This window comes from Chromobacterium vaccinii (assembly GCF_000971335.1).
Lineage (GTDB): Bacteria > Pseudomonadota > Gammaproteobacteria > Burkholderiales > Chromobacteriaceae > Chromobacterium > Chromobacterium vaccinii.
This window is the reverse complement of record NZ_JZJL01000017.1, coordinates 1-17050: the sequence shown is the minus strand read 5'-3', so window position 1 is coordinate 17050 and position 17050 is coordinate 1. Positions and strand designations below refer to the sequence as shown.

Sequence of the window (17050 nt, the reverse complement as noted above, 5' to 3'; positions counted from 1 at the left end):
CAGGCGCCCAAGGGTGCCTGTTTTTCGTGGAGCGGCTTCGCTCAGGCGTGGGTGAAGAACAGACGGCGCAGCGCCTCGCCCGGCTCGGCCTCGCGCATGAAGGCCTCGCCGACCAGAAAGGTGTGCACGCCGCTGGCCTGCATCAGCCGCACGTCTTCGATAGTGGCGATGCCGCTCTCGGTGATGGCGATGCGGCCGTCGGTGATGCGCGGCAGCAGCTTCAGCGTGGTGGCCAGGCTCACCTCGAAAGTGCGCAGGTTGCGGTTGTTGACGCCGACCAGCTCGGTTTTCAGCTGCAGCGCGGCATCCAGCTCTTCTTCGTTGTGGACCTCCACCAGCACCGCCATGCCCAGCTCGTTCGCCAATGCCTCCAGCGCCTTCATCTTGGGCAGTTCGAGAGCGGCGGCGATCAACAGGATGCAGTCGGCGCCCATCGCGCGGGCTTCGTACACCTGGTAGTCGTCGACGATGAAATCCTTGCGCAGCACGGGCAGGTGGCAGGCGGCGCGCGCCGCCTCCAGGTAGCTCGCGTCGCCCTGGAAATACTGGCGGTCGGTCAGCACCGACAGGCAGGCCGCTCCGTGGGCGGCATAGCCCTCGGCGATGGCGGCAGGCTGGAAGTCCTCGCGGATCACGCCTTTGCTGGGGCTGGCTTTCTTGATCTCGGCGATGACGGCCGCCTTGCCCAGCGCGTGTTTGGCGCGCAGGGCGGCGACGAAATCGCGGCGGTCGCCGCGCGCTTCGGCGTCGGCCCGTACCGAGGACAGCGGCCGGCTGGCCTGCGCGGCGGCGATTTCCTGATGTTTGGTGGCGATGATGGTGTTGAGAATGTCGGACATGCTGGCTTCTATGTTGACAACAACGAATGGGCAATCATGCAGAACATCAGGCGGGATGGCAAGCCCGGCGGGACGGACATCGTTTCGGATGCTTGATTCAAATCATTCTCGTTCTCTTGGCCGGGCCGGATACTGCGGGCACCCCCACCCGTCGGAGTTTCGCCATGGCGCGCGCTCATCCTTTCTTTTCCGCCCCGCACCGGGCGGCGTTCCTGCCCGGCATGCTGCTGGCCATCCTGCTGCTGGCGGGCTGGAGCGCCGAACTGGCCGCGCGCCTGTTTGGCCTTGGCCTGCCCTTGGCGCTGCCGGCGATGCTGGCCCACGGTTTCCTGATGCTGTTCGGTTTCTTTCCCTTGTTCATGACCGGCTTTCTGTTCACCGCCGGACCGCGCTGGCTGAATGTGCCGCCGCCCGGACGCGGGGCCTATCTGCTGACGCCGGCGTTGCTGGCCGCCGGCCTGCTGCTGTGGCTGGCCGGCGCGGCAGTCGGAGGCGTTTGGCTGCTGGCCGGCCATCTGGTGTACAGCCTGGGTTTTCTCGGCCTGGCCGGAGGCTTCGCGCGCTTGTTGCTGGCCAGCCCGGCGCCGGATCGGCGCCATGCCTGGGCGGTGCTGTCGGCTTTCGGCATCGGCGTCCTGGCGCTTGGCGCGGCCGGCTATTGGCTGTTGAGCGGCGATGTCCGCGGTTGGCTGTGGATGCGGGACCTGGCCTTGTGGGGCTTTTTGCTGCCGGTATTCCTGACCGTGTGCCACCGCATGCTGCCGTTTTTCTCCTCCAGCGTGCTGGCGCCGTATCAGCCCTGGCGGCCGTGGTGGCTGTTGGCGGCGATGCTGGGAGGCTCTCTGGGGCACGGTCTGTTGTCCATCGCCGGCTGGCCGTCCTGGAGCCTGGATCTGGCGTTGGCCGTCTTGTTTGGCTATACCAGCTGGCGCTGGGGGCTGCTGGCCTCGCTGCGGGTGAAGCTGCTGGCCATGCTGCATCTGTCTTTCGCCTGGCTGGCTGCCGGCTTCGCGTTGTACGCCTGGCAGGGCGCGCTGGGCGGCCTGGCCTGGGCGCCGCTGCACGCGATCTCGGTCGGCTTCTTCCTGACCATGATGATCGCGTTCGTGTCGCGGGTATCGCTGGGCCATTCCGGGCAGCCGCTGGAGGCCGGCAAGGCCTTGTGGGGGCTGTATCTGGCCGCTCAGTGGCTGGCGCTGGCCCGCGTGGTTGCGGATCTGCTGCCGGCCGGCTGGCGCGCCGGCATGTACGGCCTGGCCGCGGCGGGATGGCTGCTGACCCTGCTGCTGTGGGGCAGCCGCTTCCTGCCGGTTTACCTGCGTCCGCGCGCCGACGGCAAAGAGGGTTGATCGGCTTACAAATTTCAAACTGGAGACCATCATGACCCCATCCGAACTGTTGACCGGCCAGCACCGGGATTGCGACGCCCGTTTTGCCGACGCCGAGCAAGCCGCGCGCGCTCAGGACTGGCCCGCTGCCGAATCCGCTTTCGCCGCGATGCGCGGCGAGATGGAGGGCCACTTCCGGCTGGAAGAAGAGAGGTTGTTCCCCGCCTTCGAACAGGCCAGCGGCATGCGAGCCGGCCCCACCGTGGTGATGCGCGCCGAGCATGCGCAGATGCGGCAATTGCTGGACGGCATGGCCCAGGCGCTGGCCGCGCGCGATGGCGGCGGCTTCCTGGCCGAGGCCGACACGCTGTTGATCCTGACCCAGCAGCACAATATGAAGGAGGAGAACATCCTGTATCCGATGTGCGAGCAATGCCTGCCGGATCTGGGGCGCTTGCTGGAGGAGGCCGGCCATGCCGCTTGACCTTCGCGATCTGCCGCCGCCGGAGCCGATGGACATCGTGCTGGGCGAGGCGGAGCGGTTGTCGCCTGGCCAGTCCGCCAGCTTCGTGCTGCCGCATTTTCCGACCCCCTTGCTGCCTTTGCTGGACAGGATGGCCGGCCTGGCTTACCGCTTCGAATTATCGGGCGACGGCGGCGTGCTGCTGATCATGGAGCGCAGTTGATGCAGGGGTGGCCGTCCTATGACCGGGCGCCGCCGCTGAGCCTTCCCCTGCCTTTTCTGCTGGCGTCGCCGTGCTGGTTGTTCATTGCCGGATTGTGCCTGATGTTGGCGGGGCCCGGTCCGCTGGACCGCTTCGACCCGGCGGCGCTGGCCGCCGCGCACCTGTTGGCGCTGGGCGCGCTGGGCAACGCGATGTTCGGCGCGGCGCTGCAGATCCTGGCGGTGGTGGCCGGAGTATCGTTTTCCCGCCCCCGTTTGCTGCTGCATGCGCTGTTCTGGCCGTTGCAGCTTGGCTGCGGCCTGCTGGCGGCGGCTTTTCTGAATGGCTTCCTGCCGGCGCTGTTGCTGCCGGCCGCCGCGCTGTTGGGCTGGGCCTTGCTGGTTTTCGCCGGCTTCGGCCTTCATGGCATCGCCAAGAGTCCGGCGCGCGACGCGACCACCCGCGGCATGGCGTCGGCGCTGGCCGCGCTGTTGGTCGCCGCCGGTTTGGGCATCGCCCTGGCGGGCACCCTGGGCGCGGCCTGGCCGCTGCCTTGGAAAACCTTGCTGGATTGGCATGCGCTGTGGGCGCTGGGCGGATGGCTGCTGGGCCTGGTCATGGCGGTGGCGGCCACGGTGGTGCCGATGTTCCAGATCACGCCGGCGTATCCGGGGCGCTGGATGCGGCATGCCGCGATGATTTGGCCGGCGTCGTTGCTGGCGTCCGGTTTGGGATGGCAGTTGACGGCGAGTTGGCTGGCCTGGCTGCCGGCATGGATGGCGGCGCTGGCCTTTGCCGCCATGACCTGGAGCTTGCAGCGGCGAAGCCGGCGTCCCGGAGACTGCGGGCGGCGCTTCTGGCAGATGGCGATGGCGGCATTGGCGCTTGGGCTGCTGGCCGCCGGCTGGGCGGCGTTGAGCGGCTGGCTGCTGCTGTTCGGACTGGGCGCAGGCGCGGTGCTGGGCATGTTCTACAAGATATTGCCCTTCCTGCTGTGGCTGGACCTGCAGCGCAAGGCGCCGCCCGGAGCGAGGCCGCCGGCCACGCTGGCGCTGTTGCCGGAATCGGCGCAGCGTCGATGCCTATTTGTGTTTTCAGCCTGCCTGGCGATGGGTTGCGCACTGGCCTTGGGGGTGCTGCCTGGAGCGGCGGCAGGCGTCGGAACATGCGCGCTGGCCGCGCTAGTGGCTTGGGACGCGGGCAGGGCGGTATGGCGCCACCGCGCCTGCGCGCGAAACTGGAGAGAGGCTCAGGAGGCCGGCGTCATGCCGTAGTCGGCCAGCGCGGCGGGGTCGAGCAGGGCGACGTCCTTGCCATCGACCTCCACCAGGCCGGCCTTGCTCAATTGCTGCAGCACGCGGGAGAAGGTTTCCGGTGTCAGGTTCAGGCGGGAAGCGATCAGGTTCTTGTTGGCTTCCAGCGTCAGCACGACTTTCTCGCCGGCGGGCGCGTCGTCCATTTGCTGCAGCAGGTAGCCGATCACGCGCTGCAGCGCGGTTTCCACCGAGTAGCGCTCCACGTCCCGCACCATGCCGTGCAGGCGCAGCGACATGCCGGCCAGCATATTGCGCGCGAAGCCCGGGTCCTCGGCCAACGCCTGGAACACGCCGGCCGCGCCGATGTGCAGCAGCAGGCTGTCTTCCAGCAGTTGGGCCAGCACCGGATAGGGCTTGCCCAGGAACATCACCGCCTCGGCGAAGCTCTGGCCGGGGTGGATGATCTCCACCACCTTCTCCACGCCTTGCGGCGAGGGGATCGCCAGCTTTACCTTGCCGTACACCACCACATACATGCCGTCGCATTCGTCGCCGCGCTGAAACAGCAGCAGTCCCCGATCGCCGCGCTTGGCGTGAACGTGAGGCTCCAGCGTGGCCAGTTGCCTGTCCGACAAGCGCTGGAACAAGGGTTGGTGGCGCAGGTGCTGGATGATGTCGATCTGGGACATGGCGGGGCTTTCGGAAGCGGTGTGGCGATGGTGGATGCTAACTCATCCCGCGAATTATTAGCAAAGCGCGATATTTGACAGCCGACAGGTTTTTTCAGGCGCCTGGCGCAGGAAGGCGCGATGCGGGAGCGGGCCCCTTGCCCAGGCCGCATGAGTGAGAAAGCCGCCTGGCGGCGGCTTTTCTGAGCAGAGGGAGCTTAGCGGGAGACGAAGCCGCCGTTGATGAACAGGGTCTGGGCGGTGGTCCAGCGGTTTTCCGGCGAAACCAGGTGCTTGACCAGCGGCACCAGGTCGGCCACTTGGCCCAACTGGCCGTTGATGCTGGCGCGCTTCAGGTAAGCGACCGCTTCCGGCGTTTCCGCGGCGTAGAAGAACTCGGTGTCCATCGGGCCGGGGGCGACCACGTTGACGGTGACGCCGCGGTGGCCGATTTCCTTGGCCAGCGCGCGGGTGAAGTCCTCCAGCGGCGCCTTGCTGCCGGCGTAAGCGCCGTAGTGGCCGGTGGTGGCGGCCAGCAGCGAGGTGCCGACGCTGACGATGCGGCCGTTGTCGCGGAGGCGGCGGCCGGCTTCCTGCAGCGCGAAGAACGCGGCCTTGGCGTTCAGCGCGAAGATGGCGTCGAACTCTTCCTCGCTGACCTCGGTGATCGCTTTCTTCACCATCATGCCGGCGGTGTTGATCAGGATGTCGACGTGGCCGAAGCGGTCTTCCACCGCGTCGAACAGGCGGCGGACTTCCGCCACCTTGGTGACGTCGGCCTGTACCGCGAAGGCCTGGCCGCCGGCGGCTTGAATCGCGGCGGCGGCTTCTTCCGCCCCGGCGCGGGAGCCTGCGCTGTGGTAGTGGATGGCGACGGCGGCGCCGTCGGCGGCCAGCGCTTCGGCGAAGGCGCGGCCCATATTGCGCGATGCGCCGATGATCAGTGCGACTTGTCCTGCAAAGTTGGCTTGGCTCATGTCAGTTCTCCGTTGGGTTCGCCGCTGGCGCGGCTTGCTGTTGACGCTTTGCAGTGTATTGCCGGGTTTGATCCGGATAAACGGCGCTTTATTGTTTAAACTATCCAGAAAATCGTACCAATTGGAGCGGCTATGGATAGGGTCATGGCGATGCGGGTTTTCGCCGCCGTCGTCGATTGCGGCGGCTTCACCCGGGCGGCGCAGCAGTTGCAGCTGCCGCGGGCCACGGTGTCCAGCGCGGTGCAGCAACTGGAGGCGCAATTGGGCGCGCGGCTGCTGCACCGGACCACGCGGCGGGTGCAGCTGACGCTGGACGGCGGCACTTTCTACGAGCGTTGCCAGCAGCTATTGGCGGATTTCGACGAGCTGGAGTCCTTGTTCAGCCAGCAGGGCGCCAGCCCGCGCGGCAAGTTGCGGATAGATGTGCCGGGGCCGATAGGGCGGCAGGTGCTGGCGCCGGCGTTGCCGGCGTTCTTTGCGCAGTATCCCGATATCGAGCTGGAGCTGGGGGTGACCGACAGGCCGGTGGACTTGATCCAGGAGGGCGTCGACTGCGTGATCCGCGTCGGCGCGCTGGCCGAGTCGCGCCTGGTGGCGCGCCGGATCGGCCTGTTGCCGCAGGGCAATTACGCCAGCCCGGATTATCTGGCCGCTTTCGGCGCGCCGGCCTCGCCAGACGAGCTGGTTGGCCATCGCGCGGTCAACTACGCGTCGCCGTCCACCGGCAAGGTGTTTGCCTGGGAGTATCTGCAAGAAGGCGAACGGCGCGAGCTGGCGTTGAAGTCCCAGGTCAGCGTCAACCAGGTGGAAAGCTATATCGCCTGCGCGCTAGCCGGGCTAGGCATGATCCAGTTGCCGCGCTACGACGCCGAGCCGCATGTCGCCGCCGGACGACTGGTGGAAGTGCTGGCCGATTGGCCGCCGCCGGCGATGCCGGTATCGGTGCTGTATCCGCACCGCAGGCATCTGTCGCGGCGGGTGCAGGTGTTTGTCGAGTGGGCATCCGCGCTGCTGCGCGAGCGTTTGCGGTTGGAATAGCGGCTTTATGTGAATGTGCTTAAATAGATGGGAATGGAACTACTTTGTAACTAAATTGCCTGACAAAGTTTGCTTTTGTTAACGAATTGTTGGTGATGATGCGGTTCAGGCAATGGTTTGGCATTTTGTTGCTCCCCGCGCGCGGGTTGGCCGCCTTGTGGCGGCGCTTCCGGGGTTGGGGCTTAGGCAAGCGGCCGTGGCGCAACGCCGCGGCCTTGTTGGCGGTTCTGGCTCTGGCCGGCTGGGGCGCGCACCGCTGGCTGGCGGAGGACCCGCCGCCGCCGGTGCTGACCGCCAAAGTGGAACGCGGCGAGCTGGAGGATCTGGTGCTGGCCAGCGGCGTGATCCAGGCGTTGCGGCAGGTGGATGTCGGCGCCCAGGCCAACGGCCAGCTGAAATCGCTGAAGGTGGAGGCGGGCGACAAGGTGAAGCAGGGCGAGCTGCTGGCCGAAATCGATCCGGAAGACAGCCTCAACGATTTGCGCGCCGCCGAAGCCTCGCTGGACGCGCGCGTCGCGCAGCGCCAGGCCAAGCAGGCCGCGCTTCGGCAGGCCGAGCAGGAGCTGGCGCGCCAGCGCCGCATGCATGCCGAGGGCTCTACCTCGGATAAGGACCTGCTGGCCGCCGATACCAATTACCAGACTTTGAAGGCTGGATTGGCGGAGCTGCAGGCGCAGATCCGCCAGGACCAGTCGCAACTGGACAGCAAGCGCACCAAGCTGGGCTACACCCGCATCCAGGCGCCGATGGACGGCGAGGTGCTGGAGATCGTCACCCAGCAGGGCCAGACCGTGATCGCCACCCAGACGGTGCCGGTAATCCTCAAGCTGGCCGATCTGAGCAAGGTGACAGTGCGGGCCTATGTGGCCGAGGCCGATGTGATCCGGGTGAAGGCCGGCCTGCCGGTGTACTTCACCGTGCTGGGCGCGCCGGACCAGCGTCACTGGGGCAAGCTGCGCGCCATCCTGCCGATGCCGGAGAAAATCAACAACGCCATGTTCTACAAGGCGCTGTTCGACGTGCCCAATCCCGATGGCAAGCTGCGGGTGGACATGACCACCCAGGTCAGCATCGTGTTGTCCCGCGTCGACACGGCCTTGAGCATTCCCTTGTCCGCATTGGGCGCTGCGGGCAGGGACGGCCGCCACGCGGTGAAGGTCAAGGGCAAGGACGGCAGGCTGGAGGAGCGCCAGGTGCGCATCGGCATGAAAACCTCCACCCGCGCCCAGGTACTGGACGGGCTGAAGGCGGGAGAGCTGGTGGTGACCGGGGAGCAGCCCGACAAGCCCGAAGAGGGCGGCGCCGTGATGGTGAGCGCATGAGCGGGGCCGGCCTTCAGCTGGATGGCGTCTGGCGGCGCTTTCCGTCCGGCGAGGACGAGGTGGCGGTGCTGAAGGATGTGTCGCTGAGCATCGCGCCGGGAGAGATGGTGGCCATCGTCGGCGCGTCCGGCTCCGGCAAGTCCACGCTGATGAACATTCTGGGTTGCCTGGACCAGCCGTCGGCCGGGCGCTACCGGGTGGCCGGGCGCGATGCCGGCAGCCTGGACGGCGACCAGCTGGCCGCGCTCAGGCGCGAGCATTTCGGCTTCATCTTCCAGCGCTACCACCTGCTGCCGCATCTGTCGGCCTTGGACAATGTCGCCATGCCCGCCGTCTACGCCGGCATGGCGCTGCATGAGCGGCGCGAGCGGGCGCAGGCGCTGCTGGCGCGGCTGGGTTTGGCGGGCAAGGAGCATCATAGGCCCGGGCAGCTGTCCGGCGGCCAGCAACAGCGGGTATCCATCGCCCGCGCGCTGATGAACGGCGGCCGCATCATTCTGGCCGACGAGCCGACCGGCGCGCTGGACAGCCGCAGCGGCGAAGAGGTGATGCGGATCCTGAAGGAGCTGAACACTTCCGGCCATACCGTGATCATTGTCACCCACGATCCGGCCATCGCCGCGCAGACCGACCGCGTGATCGAAATCCGCGACGGCGAAATCCTGCGCGACAGCGGCGCGGTGAAGCCTGTTGCCGAAGCCGGAGGCGAGGAAGCTCGGGCCGATGGCGGCCCGTCCCCGCGAGAGCGAATGGCCGAGGCGTTCAAGATGGCGATGCTGGCTATGTTGTCCAACCGCCTGCGCACCGCGCTGACCATGCTGGGCATCGTCATCGGCATCACCTCGGTGGTGTCCATCATCGCCATCGGCGAGGGCGCGCGCGACTACGTGCTCAACGACATCCGCGCGATGGGCACCCAGACCATCACCGTGTTCCGCGGCAAGGACTGGGGCGACGACAAGGCCGAAGGCATCCGCACCTTCCTGCCGGGCGACATCGCCGCGCTGGCGGAGGAGGGCTACGTGGACAGCGTGACGCCGGAAACCACGCAGCCGCAGCGCATCCGCTACCGCAATGTCGACGTCAACGGCTCGGTCAGCGGCGTGGGGCGGGATTTTTTCCGCGTGCAGGGCATGAAGCTGGCCGAGGGCCAGGGCTTCAGCCGCGACGACATCCGCCAGCAGCGGCAGGTGGCGCTGTTGGACAAGAACGCCCGCCGCAAGTTGTTCGGCGACGGCGAGGCGGTGGGGCGGGTGATTCTGGTGGGCACGGTGCCGGCGACGGTGATCGGCGTGGTGGCGCAGCGCGACCGCGGCTTCGGCGGCAATTCGCTGCAGCTGTGGATGCCGTATTCCACCACCGCCAGCCGCTTGTTCGGCCAGCAGCATTTCGACCGTTTCGTGATCCGGGTGAAAGACGGCCAGCCGACCAAGCTGGCGGAAAAAGCCATCACCACGCTGTTGACTCAGCGCCATGGCGGCAAGGATTTCTTTACCCACAATATGGAAGACGTGCTGAAAACGGTGGAGAGCACCAGCCGCACGCTGGCCTTGCTGTTGACGCTGATCGCGGTGATCTCGCTGGTGGTGGGCGGCATCGGCGTGATGAACATCATGCTGGTCTCGGTGACCGAGCGCACCCGCGAGATCGGCATCCGCATGGCGGTGGGCGCCCGCCAGGGGGATGTGCTGCAGCAGTTCCTGACCGAGGCGGTGCTGGTTTGCCTGGTCGGCGGCGCCATCGGCGTGATGCTGTCCTATGGCATCAGCTTCGTGTTCGCGCTATTCGTCAGCTCGTGGAAGATGTCGCTGTCGCCGACGGCCATCCTGCTGGCGGTGGCGTGCTCGTCGCTGATCGGCGTGCTGTTCGGCTTTTTGCCGGCGCGCAGCGCCGCCAGGCTGAACCCGATAGACGCGCTGGCGCGGGAGTGAAAATGGACAAGCGCAAGAAATGGACATGGCTGGCGCTGGCCGCCTTGCTGGCCGGCTGCCAGGCCACGCCGTATCAGCGGCAGCCCTTGCGGACGCCGGCGCAGTGGGCGCAGCCGAACACGGCGGAGCAGGACATGGGCCGCGAGGCGTGGTGGGGCGGTTTCGCCGATCCGGCGCTGCTGCGGGTACTGAGCCATGCGCGCAGCCGCAATCCCGATTTGGAGATCGCGCTGCTGAAATTGCGCAAGGCGCAACTGGAGGCCGGCCTGGCCGACAGCGAAGCGCGGCCGACGCTGAGCGGCTCGCTGTCGGGCAGCCGCAGCCGTCCATTGGATGGCGGCGATTGGTCGAATAGCCGCAGCGCCGGCCTGAAAGTGGATTACGAGGTCGACCTGTGGGGGCGGCTGGACGCCGCGCAGCGTTCTGCGGGAGAGGCCTTCGTCGCCAGCCGCTACGACCAGATCAGCGCCGACTTGCTGTCCGACAGCGCCGCCGCCAGCTTGTATTGGGACATCGCCGCGCAGAAGGCCAGGCTCGCCCTGGCCGAGGCGGCGCTGGCCGACGCGGTCCGCATGCAGGCGCTGGCGCATTCCCGGCGGAAGGCGGGCGCGCTGGCCGAACAGGATGCGACCCAGGCGGACAGCGAGGCGCTGGCGCAGCGCGCAAGCCTGCTGAGCCAGCGGGAAGAGCTGCGCAAGAAGGAAAACGCGCTGGCGCTGCTGCTGGACGAGCCGCCGGGTTTGTCGTTGCCGGAGATCCCGCCGCTGGCAGAGCAGCCGTCGCTGCCCGGCATCGCCGCGGGCCTGCCGGGAGACTTATTGCGCCGCCGGCCGGATTTGCAGGCGGCCGAAGCGCGGCTGCGAGGCAAGCTGGCCGATGCGGACCAGCGCCGGGCGGATTTCTTTCCGCGTTTCAGCCTGAACGGAGACCTTGGCCGAGGCAGCGCCGTCCCCGGCGCGCAGCTAGGCCTGGGCGCGACGCTGTCCCTGCCTTTTCTCGACTGGCGGCGGCTGGATTTGAAGCTGAAATCGAGCGAGGCCGACTACCAACTGGCGGAGGTGGAGTTCCGCAAGACGCTGTACGGCGCCTATCGCGAGGTGGAAGAGGGCCTGGATGGACGACGCCGCCTGGCCGCCAGTGCCGCTCTGCAAAGCGAGGCGCTGCGCTTGGCGGGGCGAAACGCCCAGCTGGCCCAGAGCCGCTACCTTGCCGGAGAAACCGATATCCAATCCTGGCTGGAGGCCGCGCGCGGTGAGCGCCAGGCGCGGGAGAAGCTGTTGGATTTGAATCTGGAGCGGCTGAAGAACCTGGCGTATCTGTACAAGACTTTGGGCGGAGGCGCTTCGCCCGCTTGAGCGGCAATGGCTGGCCGCTGACTCGGCGGCCGTCAGGCCGCGCTAGCCGCGGCGGGGCACCGCGATCACGCGCGGCGCGTGGCCGGTGTGCGCCAGCAGCCGCGCCAACCCTTCCACCGGCACGCTCAGGGTGGCGGTGTTGACCAGCGGGTGGCAGAGTATCGCCTCCCGCGCCCACAAGGCATTGTCCACCACCACTTCCACCTGATGATCGCGGTCGTTGACAGCGGCCAGCAGCGTCACCGATCCCGGCTCCAGCCCCAGATATTTCTTCAGCCGCTCCGGCGACGCGAAGCGCAGGCCCTTGACCTCCAGCGTTTCGCCCAAGGCCTTGATATCCACGCCGGCATTGGCCGGCACCGCCACCAGGAAGTGGCGGCGGCCCTTGGCGTCGCACAAAAACAGGTTCTTGCACTCCGCGCCCGGCAGGTCCGGGATCAGCCGGGCGGCCTCCTCGCAGGTGTAGACCGGCGGGTGCTCGAAGCGTTGGTAGGGGATCCGCTGCTCGTCCAGCAAGCGGTACAGGGCGTGTTCCATGCGGGCGTCTCCGGCGTTTTCGTTCCCTTCGAAACTATCACGGCCGATGTCGGCGCGTCACCCCGCCAGTTTTCCGATCAAGTTTTCCAGCGCCGCCAGCGCGGCATCCGCCTGGCCGTCCAGCTGAGCGCGCACGATGGCGCCGTCTGCGGCCAGGGACAGCATTTCCGCCATCTCGGCCTTGCCTGGGCCTTCCGGCAGCCGCTCGGTTATCGCTTGCCGCATCTCTGCCTTGTGCCGCCGCGCGGCGTCCATCACCGCCGGCTCGGCCGGCATTTCTCCCGCCCCGTTGATGAAGGCGCAGCCGCGGAAGTCGTCCGAGGCGAACCACTCGCGCATGGCGTCCGCTAGCGCGGCGGGGCCGTCTCGGCGCGCTAGCGCGGCGCGAAACCAACCCATCCAGAGACTGTGGCGTTGCGCCAGATAGGCCAGGATCAGGTCGTTCTTGCTGGGGAAGTGGCGGTAGAAGGTGACCTTGGTGACGCCGGACTCGGCGATGAGCCGGTCTATGCCGGTGGCGCGCAGGCCTTCCTGATAGAACAGCCGGTGGGCGGTGGCGAGGATGCGGTCGCGGGCGGGCCGCGCGGCGATGTCGGTGGGCGGAATCGATTTCATGAAGTGATTGTAGACAGACTTGTCTACTTTGGTCTAGACTGGTTTGCATGTAGACAGATCTGTCTACTTAATTTGAAAAGGAAACCGATATGGAAACCCGTCCTCCGCTGCCGCCGTTCACCCGTGAAACCGCGATCGAAAAAATCCGCTTGGCCGAAGACGGCTGGAACAGCCGCGATCCGGCGCGCGTGGCGCTGGCCTACAGCCTGGACACCCGTTGGCGCAACCGCGTCGATTTCCCGCGCGGCCGGGCCGAGGCGCAGGCGATGCTGGAGCGCAAGTGGAAGCGAGAGCTGGATTACCGGCTGATCAAGGAACTTTGGGCGTTTGACGGCAATCGCATCGCCGTGCGCTTCGCTTATGAGTGGCGTGACGACGCAGGCCAGTGGTATCGCAGCTACGGCAACGAGAACTGGGAATTCGGCGCCGACGGCCTGATGACCGACAGGCACGCCAGCATCAACGACATGCCGATCCGGGAGGCGGAACGCAAGTTCTTCTGGACGCTGGGCCGGCGGCCGGACGATCATCCCGGTCTTGGCGAGCTGGGTTTGTAAGAGCGGCATGCAAGCCGGACGGCCGGGCGCAGCATCTTGCGCGTTGCGACTTTCGCGCGCGGCATGGACAGGATGCGGCCTGGCTGCTTAGTATCGATGCTGTTGACATTGCGGCCTCTTCCGGAGACTTGACCATGCTTGAAACCATCCGACAGCGTTTTCTGGCGCTGCAGCCGCAGGCGGACTTCTGTTCGCTGCGCTACGTGGAGGAAGACAACGAGCGCCTGAGCGTGCGCCAGGGGCGGCAGCAGCCGCTCGTGCGCCGACACGACCGCGGCGCGATGATCACGGTGCTCGATGGCGGCGGCAACGGCTATGCGGCCACCGCCGATTTGAGCGAAGCCGGGCTGCGCGCGGCTTTCGAGCGCGCCCGGAACTGGGCGCGCGCCACTGCGGAGCGGGGCGTGTTCGATTATCGGCAGATCCAGCTGCCCAGCCCGCAGGGCCGTTACCAGGGTCCGGAATGCGACGGCGAGACGGAGTGGCCGCGCGCCGCGCTGCTGGATCTGCTGCTCAGCGAGTCGGCGGCGGCCAAAGGCTGCGACGACCGGGTGGTGGATTGGTCGGCCAGTTTGTGGCGGCAGGATATCCGCCAGCTGTATCTGACGTCCGGAGGCGGCGAAGCCGAGCAGCGCATGCGCGCGTTGACGCCTTCGCTGGCGGTGACGGCATTCGACAAGGGGCGGGTGCAAACCCGCAGCCTGGGCGGTCAGTACGGCGGCCTGGGCCGCCAGGGCGGGCTGGAGCTGATCGCCGAGGCCGGCTTGCGCGGCGCGGGCCGCCGCGTCGCCGACGAAGCCCTGCAGCTGCTGGCCGCGCCCAACTGTCCGAGCGGCAAGATGGACTTGCTGCTGATGCCCGAGCAGATGATGCTGCAGATCCACGAAAGCATAGGCCACCCGCTGGAGCTGGACCGCATCCTGGGCGACGAGCGCAACTACGCCGGCACCAGCTTCGTCACGCCGGACATGTTCGGCAGCTATCGCTACGGCTCCGAGCTGCTCAATGTCACTTTCGACCCGCTGCAACGCAATGAGCTGGCCAGCTACGGCTGGGACGACGACGGCAAGCCGGCGGAGAAGGCGTGGCTGATCCGTAACGGCGTCCTGGAGCGCCCGCTGGGCGGCGACATCTCGTCCGCCCGCGCCAGATTGAACGGGTTTGCGCTGGACTGCGTGGCCAACAGCCGCGCGTGCAACTGGAACCGTGCGCCGATAGACCGCATGGCCAATCTCAATGTCGAGCCCGGCGACAAAACATTTGCGCAACTGGTGGCCGGCATCGAGCGCGGCGTGTTGATGCAGACCAACGTCAGCTGGTCCATCGACGATTCGCGCAACAAATTCCAGTTCGGCTGCGAATGGGGGCAGTTGATCGAAAACGGCGAGCTGAAGGGCGTGGTGCGCAATCCCAACTACCGCGGCGTTTCCGCCGGTTTCTGGCGCTCGCTGAAGGCGGTGGGCGATGCCGGCACCTTCACGGTGATGGGCACGCCGTATTGCGGCAAGGGCGAACCCAATCAGGTGGTGCGGGTGGGGCATGCCTCGCCGGCCTGCGTATTCGGCGAGGTGGACGTATTCGGAGGAGCGGCATGATGCGCGCGCATTTGCAAAGACTGGCGGCGGCGCTGAGCGGGCTGCTGCGCGAGGAAGAGGGATTCACGTTGTGGCTGGAGGCGGAGCGCACCGATTTCGTCCGTTTCAACCATGGCAAGGTGCGCCAGGCCGGCGGGGTGGAGCAGGCCTACCTGGATCTGAGGCTGATCCGCGGCAAGCGCCAGGCCACGCAACAGCTGTCGCTGTGCGGTGGCGATGACGACCTGGCCTTGCTGGAGGCCTCGCTGCCGGCGCTGCGCGAGGCGCTGGAGCAGGTGGAGGACGATCCCTTCCTGCTGTTGAGCGAGCAGCCCAGCTGCACCGAAAGGATCGCTCCCGGCGCGTTGCCGCCGGCGGAAGCAATGGTGGCCGACATTCTCGCCGCAGCGGAAGGGCTGGATCTGGTGGGCATCCTGGCCAGCGGCGAGATGAGCTTCGGCTTCGCCAACCATCTGGGCCAGTTCAACTGGCAGCAGGGCGAGAGCTGGAACTTCGACTGGAGCCTGTATTCGCATGGCGACAAGGCGGTGAAGCGCAGCCAGGCCGGTAGCGTCTGGGATGCCGGCGCGATCCGGAGCGGCATCGCCGAGGCCGCCGAGCAACTGGCCTTGCTGAAGCTGCCGGCCAAAACGCTGGAGCCGGGCGAGTACCGCGCCTATTTCACCCCCACCGCTTTGGGCGGCCTGCTGTCCATGCTGAACTGGGGCGGCTTGTCGGAAAAAGAGGCGCGGGCCAAGCGCAGCCCTTTGCTGAGGCTGGTCGACGGCGAGGCGAAGCTGTCGCCGCGGGTCAGCCTGGCTGAGGCGGCCGGGGAAGGGCTGTCGCCGCTGTTTCAGGCGGAGGGGTTCATCCGGCCGGAGCGGGTGGAGCTGATTGCCGGCGGCGCGCACCAAAACAGCCTGATCGGCCCGCGCAGCGCGCGGGAGTTCGGCCTGGAGCCGAATGCCGGAGCCGACGAGTACGCGGAGTCCATGCAGCTGGCCCCGGGCGAGTTGCCGCGCGACGAAGCCTTGAAGGCGTTGGGCACCGGCGTCTATCTGTCCAATCTGTGGTACTTGAATTTCTCCGACCGCGCCGCCTGCCGCATCACCGGCATGACGCGCTTCGCCTGCTTCTGGGTGGAGAATGGAAAAATAGCCGCCCCCTTGGGCGTGATGCGTTTCGACGATAGCCTGTACAGCCTGCTGGGCGAGCAGCTGGAAGCCTTGACCGCGGAGCGCGAGCTGCTGGTGGACGCCGGCAGCTATGGCGGCCGCGCGACCCAGAGCAAGCTGTTGCCTGGCGCGCTGGTCAAGTCATTGCGCTTCAGTTTGTAGCCGCAGTTGCCGGGGCAAGGCTGACTTGCCTTGCTCCGGCTGCTCGCGCGGGCGTAACGTATGCGGTTTTTACATGGTTGATGCGTTTGGCATGGCGGCGCGGTCATGCAATATGCTCAATGTCCGCTATGTTTCGCCAAGAAAAACCGCAAGAGAGCATGCGCGGATGGCATGCTTTCTCTTCATCGCGCATGGTGTAGAATGATCCCATCGCGAACCACCAGACATGGCCGGCAAAACGCTGAGCGCCGGGCGCGGCATGTCGATGTGGCATCTATATTTCCAGCCTTCGCCGGATGGCGGATGTTGTATCCGGCGGCGCGGCCAAACGTGAGCCGCGCCGCGACACCGAATCAAGGAATGCGTTGTGACTGATATCGCCAAGCTCGAACCGACCGCCGTCTGGGAACATTTCCAAACCCTGTGCGACATTCCGCGCCCGTCCAAGCATGAGGAGCAGGTGCGCGACTACATGAAAGGCTGGGCGGAGCTGCGCGGCCTGGAAACCGTGGTCGACCAGGTGGGCAATCTGATCATCCGCAAGCCGGCCACGCCGGGCTATGAGGACCGGGCCGGCGTGGTGCTGCAGGGCCACCTGGACATGGTTTGCCAGGCCAATAGCGGCACCGAGCACGACTTTTTCAAGGACCCGATCCGCCCGGTGCTGAAGGACGGCTGGCTGATCGCCGAAAACACCACGCTGGGCGCCGACAACGGCATCGGCGTGGCGCTGGGCATGGCGGTGCTGTCCGGCGACGACGTCGCCCACGGCCCGGTGGAAGTGCTGCTGACGCTGGACGAAGAGGCCGGCATGGGCGGCGCGCTGGGTCTGGAAACCGGCCTGCTGAATGGCCAATACCTGATCAATATCGATACCGAAGAGTGGGGCGAGTTCTACATGGGCTGCGCCGGCGGCGTCGACGTCAACGTCACCCGCGAATACGCGGTCGAGCCGGTTCCGGCCGGCTACCAAGTGGCCAGCCTGACCATCAAGGGATTGAAGGGCGGCCACTCCGGCGCCGACATCCATCTGGGCCGCGGCAACGCCAAC

The 17050-nt window shown here is 67.0% G+C and carries 18 protein-coding genes; 12 read left to right on the top strand and 6 right to left on the bottom strand.

What is annotated here, in order from left to right; genetic code table 11:
* Positions 1–41 precede the first annotated feature (41 nt).
* Positions 42–839 (bottom strand): indole-3-glycerol phosphate synthase TrpC, encoded by a 798-nt coding sequence (gene trpC / locus VL52_RS10320; protein ID WP_046156961.1) that lies wholly within the window; start codon positions 837–839, stop codon positions 42–44.
* Positions 840–1003: 164 nt separating this feature from the next.
* Here trpC and VL52_RS10315 point away from each other — a divergent pair, with 164 nt between their 5' ends.
* From VL52_RS10315 to VL52_RS10300, 4 genes are read left to right on the top strand one after another with little or no spacing between them, the layout of a single operon-like run.
* Entirely contained in the window at positions 1004–2188 is a 1185-nt protein-coding gene (locus VL52_RS10315; protein WP_046156960.1) for an NnrS family protein, read from the top strand.
* A 31-nt stretch (positions 2189–2219) separates the two neighbouring features.
* A complete protein-coding gene (locus VL52_RS10310) occupies positions 2220–2651 on the top strand; it encodes a hemerythrin domain-containing protein (RefSeq protein WP_186009487.1) in 432 nt (143 codons plus the stop codon).
* Positions 2641–2853, top strand: coding sequence for a DUF2249 domain-containing protein (locus VL52_RS10305; protein WP_046156958.1), 213 nt, complete (start codon positions 2641–2643; stop codon positions 2851–2853). The genes VL52_RS10310 and VL52_RS10305 overlap by 11 nt, the downstream gene beginning before the upstream one ends.
* Positions 2853–4106: a hypothetical protein gene (locus VL52_RS10300; RefSeq protein ID WP_046156957.1), complete on the top strand. Its 1254-nt coding sequence runs from the start codon at positions 2853–2855 to the stop codon at positions 4104–4106. The genes VL52_RS10305 and VL52_RS10300 overlap by 1 nt, the downstream gene beginning before the upstream one ends.
* On the opposite strand, the gene VL52_RS10295 is transcribed toward VL52_RS10300, so the two are convergent.
* Both VL52_RS10295 and VL52_RS10290 read right to left on the bottom strand, forming a co-directional pair.
* Entirely contained in the window at positions 4082–4777 is a 696-nt protein-coding gene (locus VL52_RS10295; protein ID WP_046156956.1) for a Crp/Fnr family transcriptional regulator, read from the bottom strand. The two genes, VL52_RS10300 and VL52_RS10295, sit on opposite strands and share 25 nt — an antisense overlap.
* A gap of 197 nt (positions 4778–4974) precedes the next feature.
* Positions 4975–5733 (bottom strand): SDR family oxidoreductase, encoded by a 759-nt coding sequence (locus tag VL52_RS10290; RefSeq protein ID WP_046156955.1) that lies wholly within the window; start codon positions 5731–5733, stop codon positions 4975–4977.
* Between the two features lie 144 nt (positions 5734–5877).
* Here VL52_RS10290 and VL52_RS10285 point away from each other — a divergent pair, with 144 nt between their 5' ends.
* From VL52_RS10285 to VL52_RS10270, 4 genes are all read left to right on the top strand, one after another.
* Entirely contained in the window at positions 5878–6771 is an 894-nt protein-coding gene (locus tag VL52_RS10285; RefSeq protein WP_235429274.1) for a LysR family transcriptional regulator, read from the top strand.
* Positions 6772–6899: 128 nt separating this feature from the next.
* Positions 6900–8093: a macrolide transporter subunit MacA gene (gene macA, locus VL52_RS10280; RefSeq protein ID WP_235429273.1), complete on the top strand. Its 1194-nt coding sequence runs from the start codon at positions 6900–6902 to the stop codon at positions 8091–8093.
* Entirely contained in the window at positions 8090–10024 is a 1935-nt protein-coding gene (locus VL52_RS10275) for a MacB family efflux pump subunit (RefSeq protein ID WP_046156953.1), read from the top strand. Before macA ends, VL52_RS10275 begins: the two co-directional genes overlap by 4 nt.
* 2 nt (positions 10025–10026) lie before the next feature.
* On the top strand, positions 10027–11379 hold the full coding sequence (locus tag VL52_RS10270; protein WP_046156952.1) for an efflux transporter outer membrane subunit: 1353 nt from the start codon (positions 10027–10029) through the stop codon (positions 11377–11379).
* A gap of 42 nt (positions 11380–11421) precedes the next feature.
* Here VL52_RS10270 and VL52_RS10265 read toward each other — a convergent pair whose 3' ends face one another.
* Positions 11422–11916: a prolyl-tRNA synthetase associated domain-containing protein gene (locus tag VL52_RS10265; RefSeq protein WP_046156951.1), complete on the bottom strand. Its 495-nt coding sequence runs from the start codon at positions 11914–11916 to the stop codon at positions 11422–11424.
* Positions 11917–11973: 57 nt separating this feature from the next.
* Positions 11974–12531 (bottom strand): TetR/AcrR family transcriptional regulator, encoded by a 558-nt coding sequence (locus VL52_RS10260; protein ID WP_046156950.1) that lies wholly within the window; start codon positions 12529–12531, stop codon positions 11974–11976.
* A gap of 89 nt (positions 12532–12620) precedes the next feature.
* On the opposite strand from VL52_RS10260, the gene VL52_RS10255 reads away from it, so the two are divergent.
* The 3 genes from VL52_RS10255 to VL52_RS10245 all read left to right on the top strand — a co-directional run bounded on the left by VL52_RS10255 (position 12621) and on the right by VL52_RS10245 (position 15999).
* Positions 12621–13088 (top strand): nuclear transport factor 2 family protein, encoded by a 468-nt coding sequence (locus tag VL52_RS10255; protein WP_046156949.1) that lies wholly within the window; start codon positions 12621–12623, stop codon positions 13086–13088.
* Between the two features lie 134 nt (positions 13089–13222).
* Entirely contained in the window at positions 13223–14683 is a 1461-nt protein-coding gene (locus VL52_RS10250) for a TldD/PmbA family protein (protein WP_046156948.1), read from the top strand.
* A complete protein-coding gene (locus VL52_RS10245; RefSeq protein ID WP_046156947.1) occupies positions 14680–15999 on the top strand; it encodes a TldD/PmbA family protein in 1320 nt (439 codons plus the stop codon). The genes VL52_RS10250 and VL52_RS10245 overlap by 4 nt, the downstream gene beginning before the upstream one ends.
* A 103-nt stretch (positions 16000–16102) precedes the next feature.
* Here the strand turns inward: VL52_RS10245 and VL52_RS25000 are convergent, their stop codons facing one another.
* Entirely contained in the window at positions 16103–16273 is a 171-nt protein-coding gene (locus tag VL52_RS25000; protein WP_160298933.1) for a hypothetical protein, read from the bottom strand.
* Positions 16274–16366: 93 nt separating this feature from the next.
* Here VL52_RS25000 and VL52_RS10240 point away from each other — a divergent pair.
* The coding region (locus VL52_RS10240; protein ID WP_046156946.1) for a zinc-binding metallopeptidase family protein at positions 16367–17050 on the top strand (684 nt) is incomplete at its 3' end.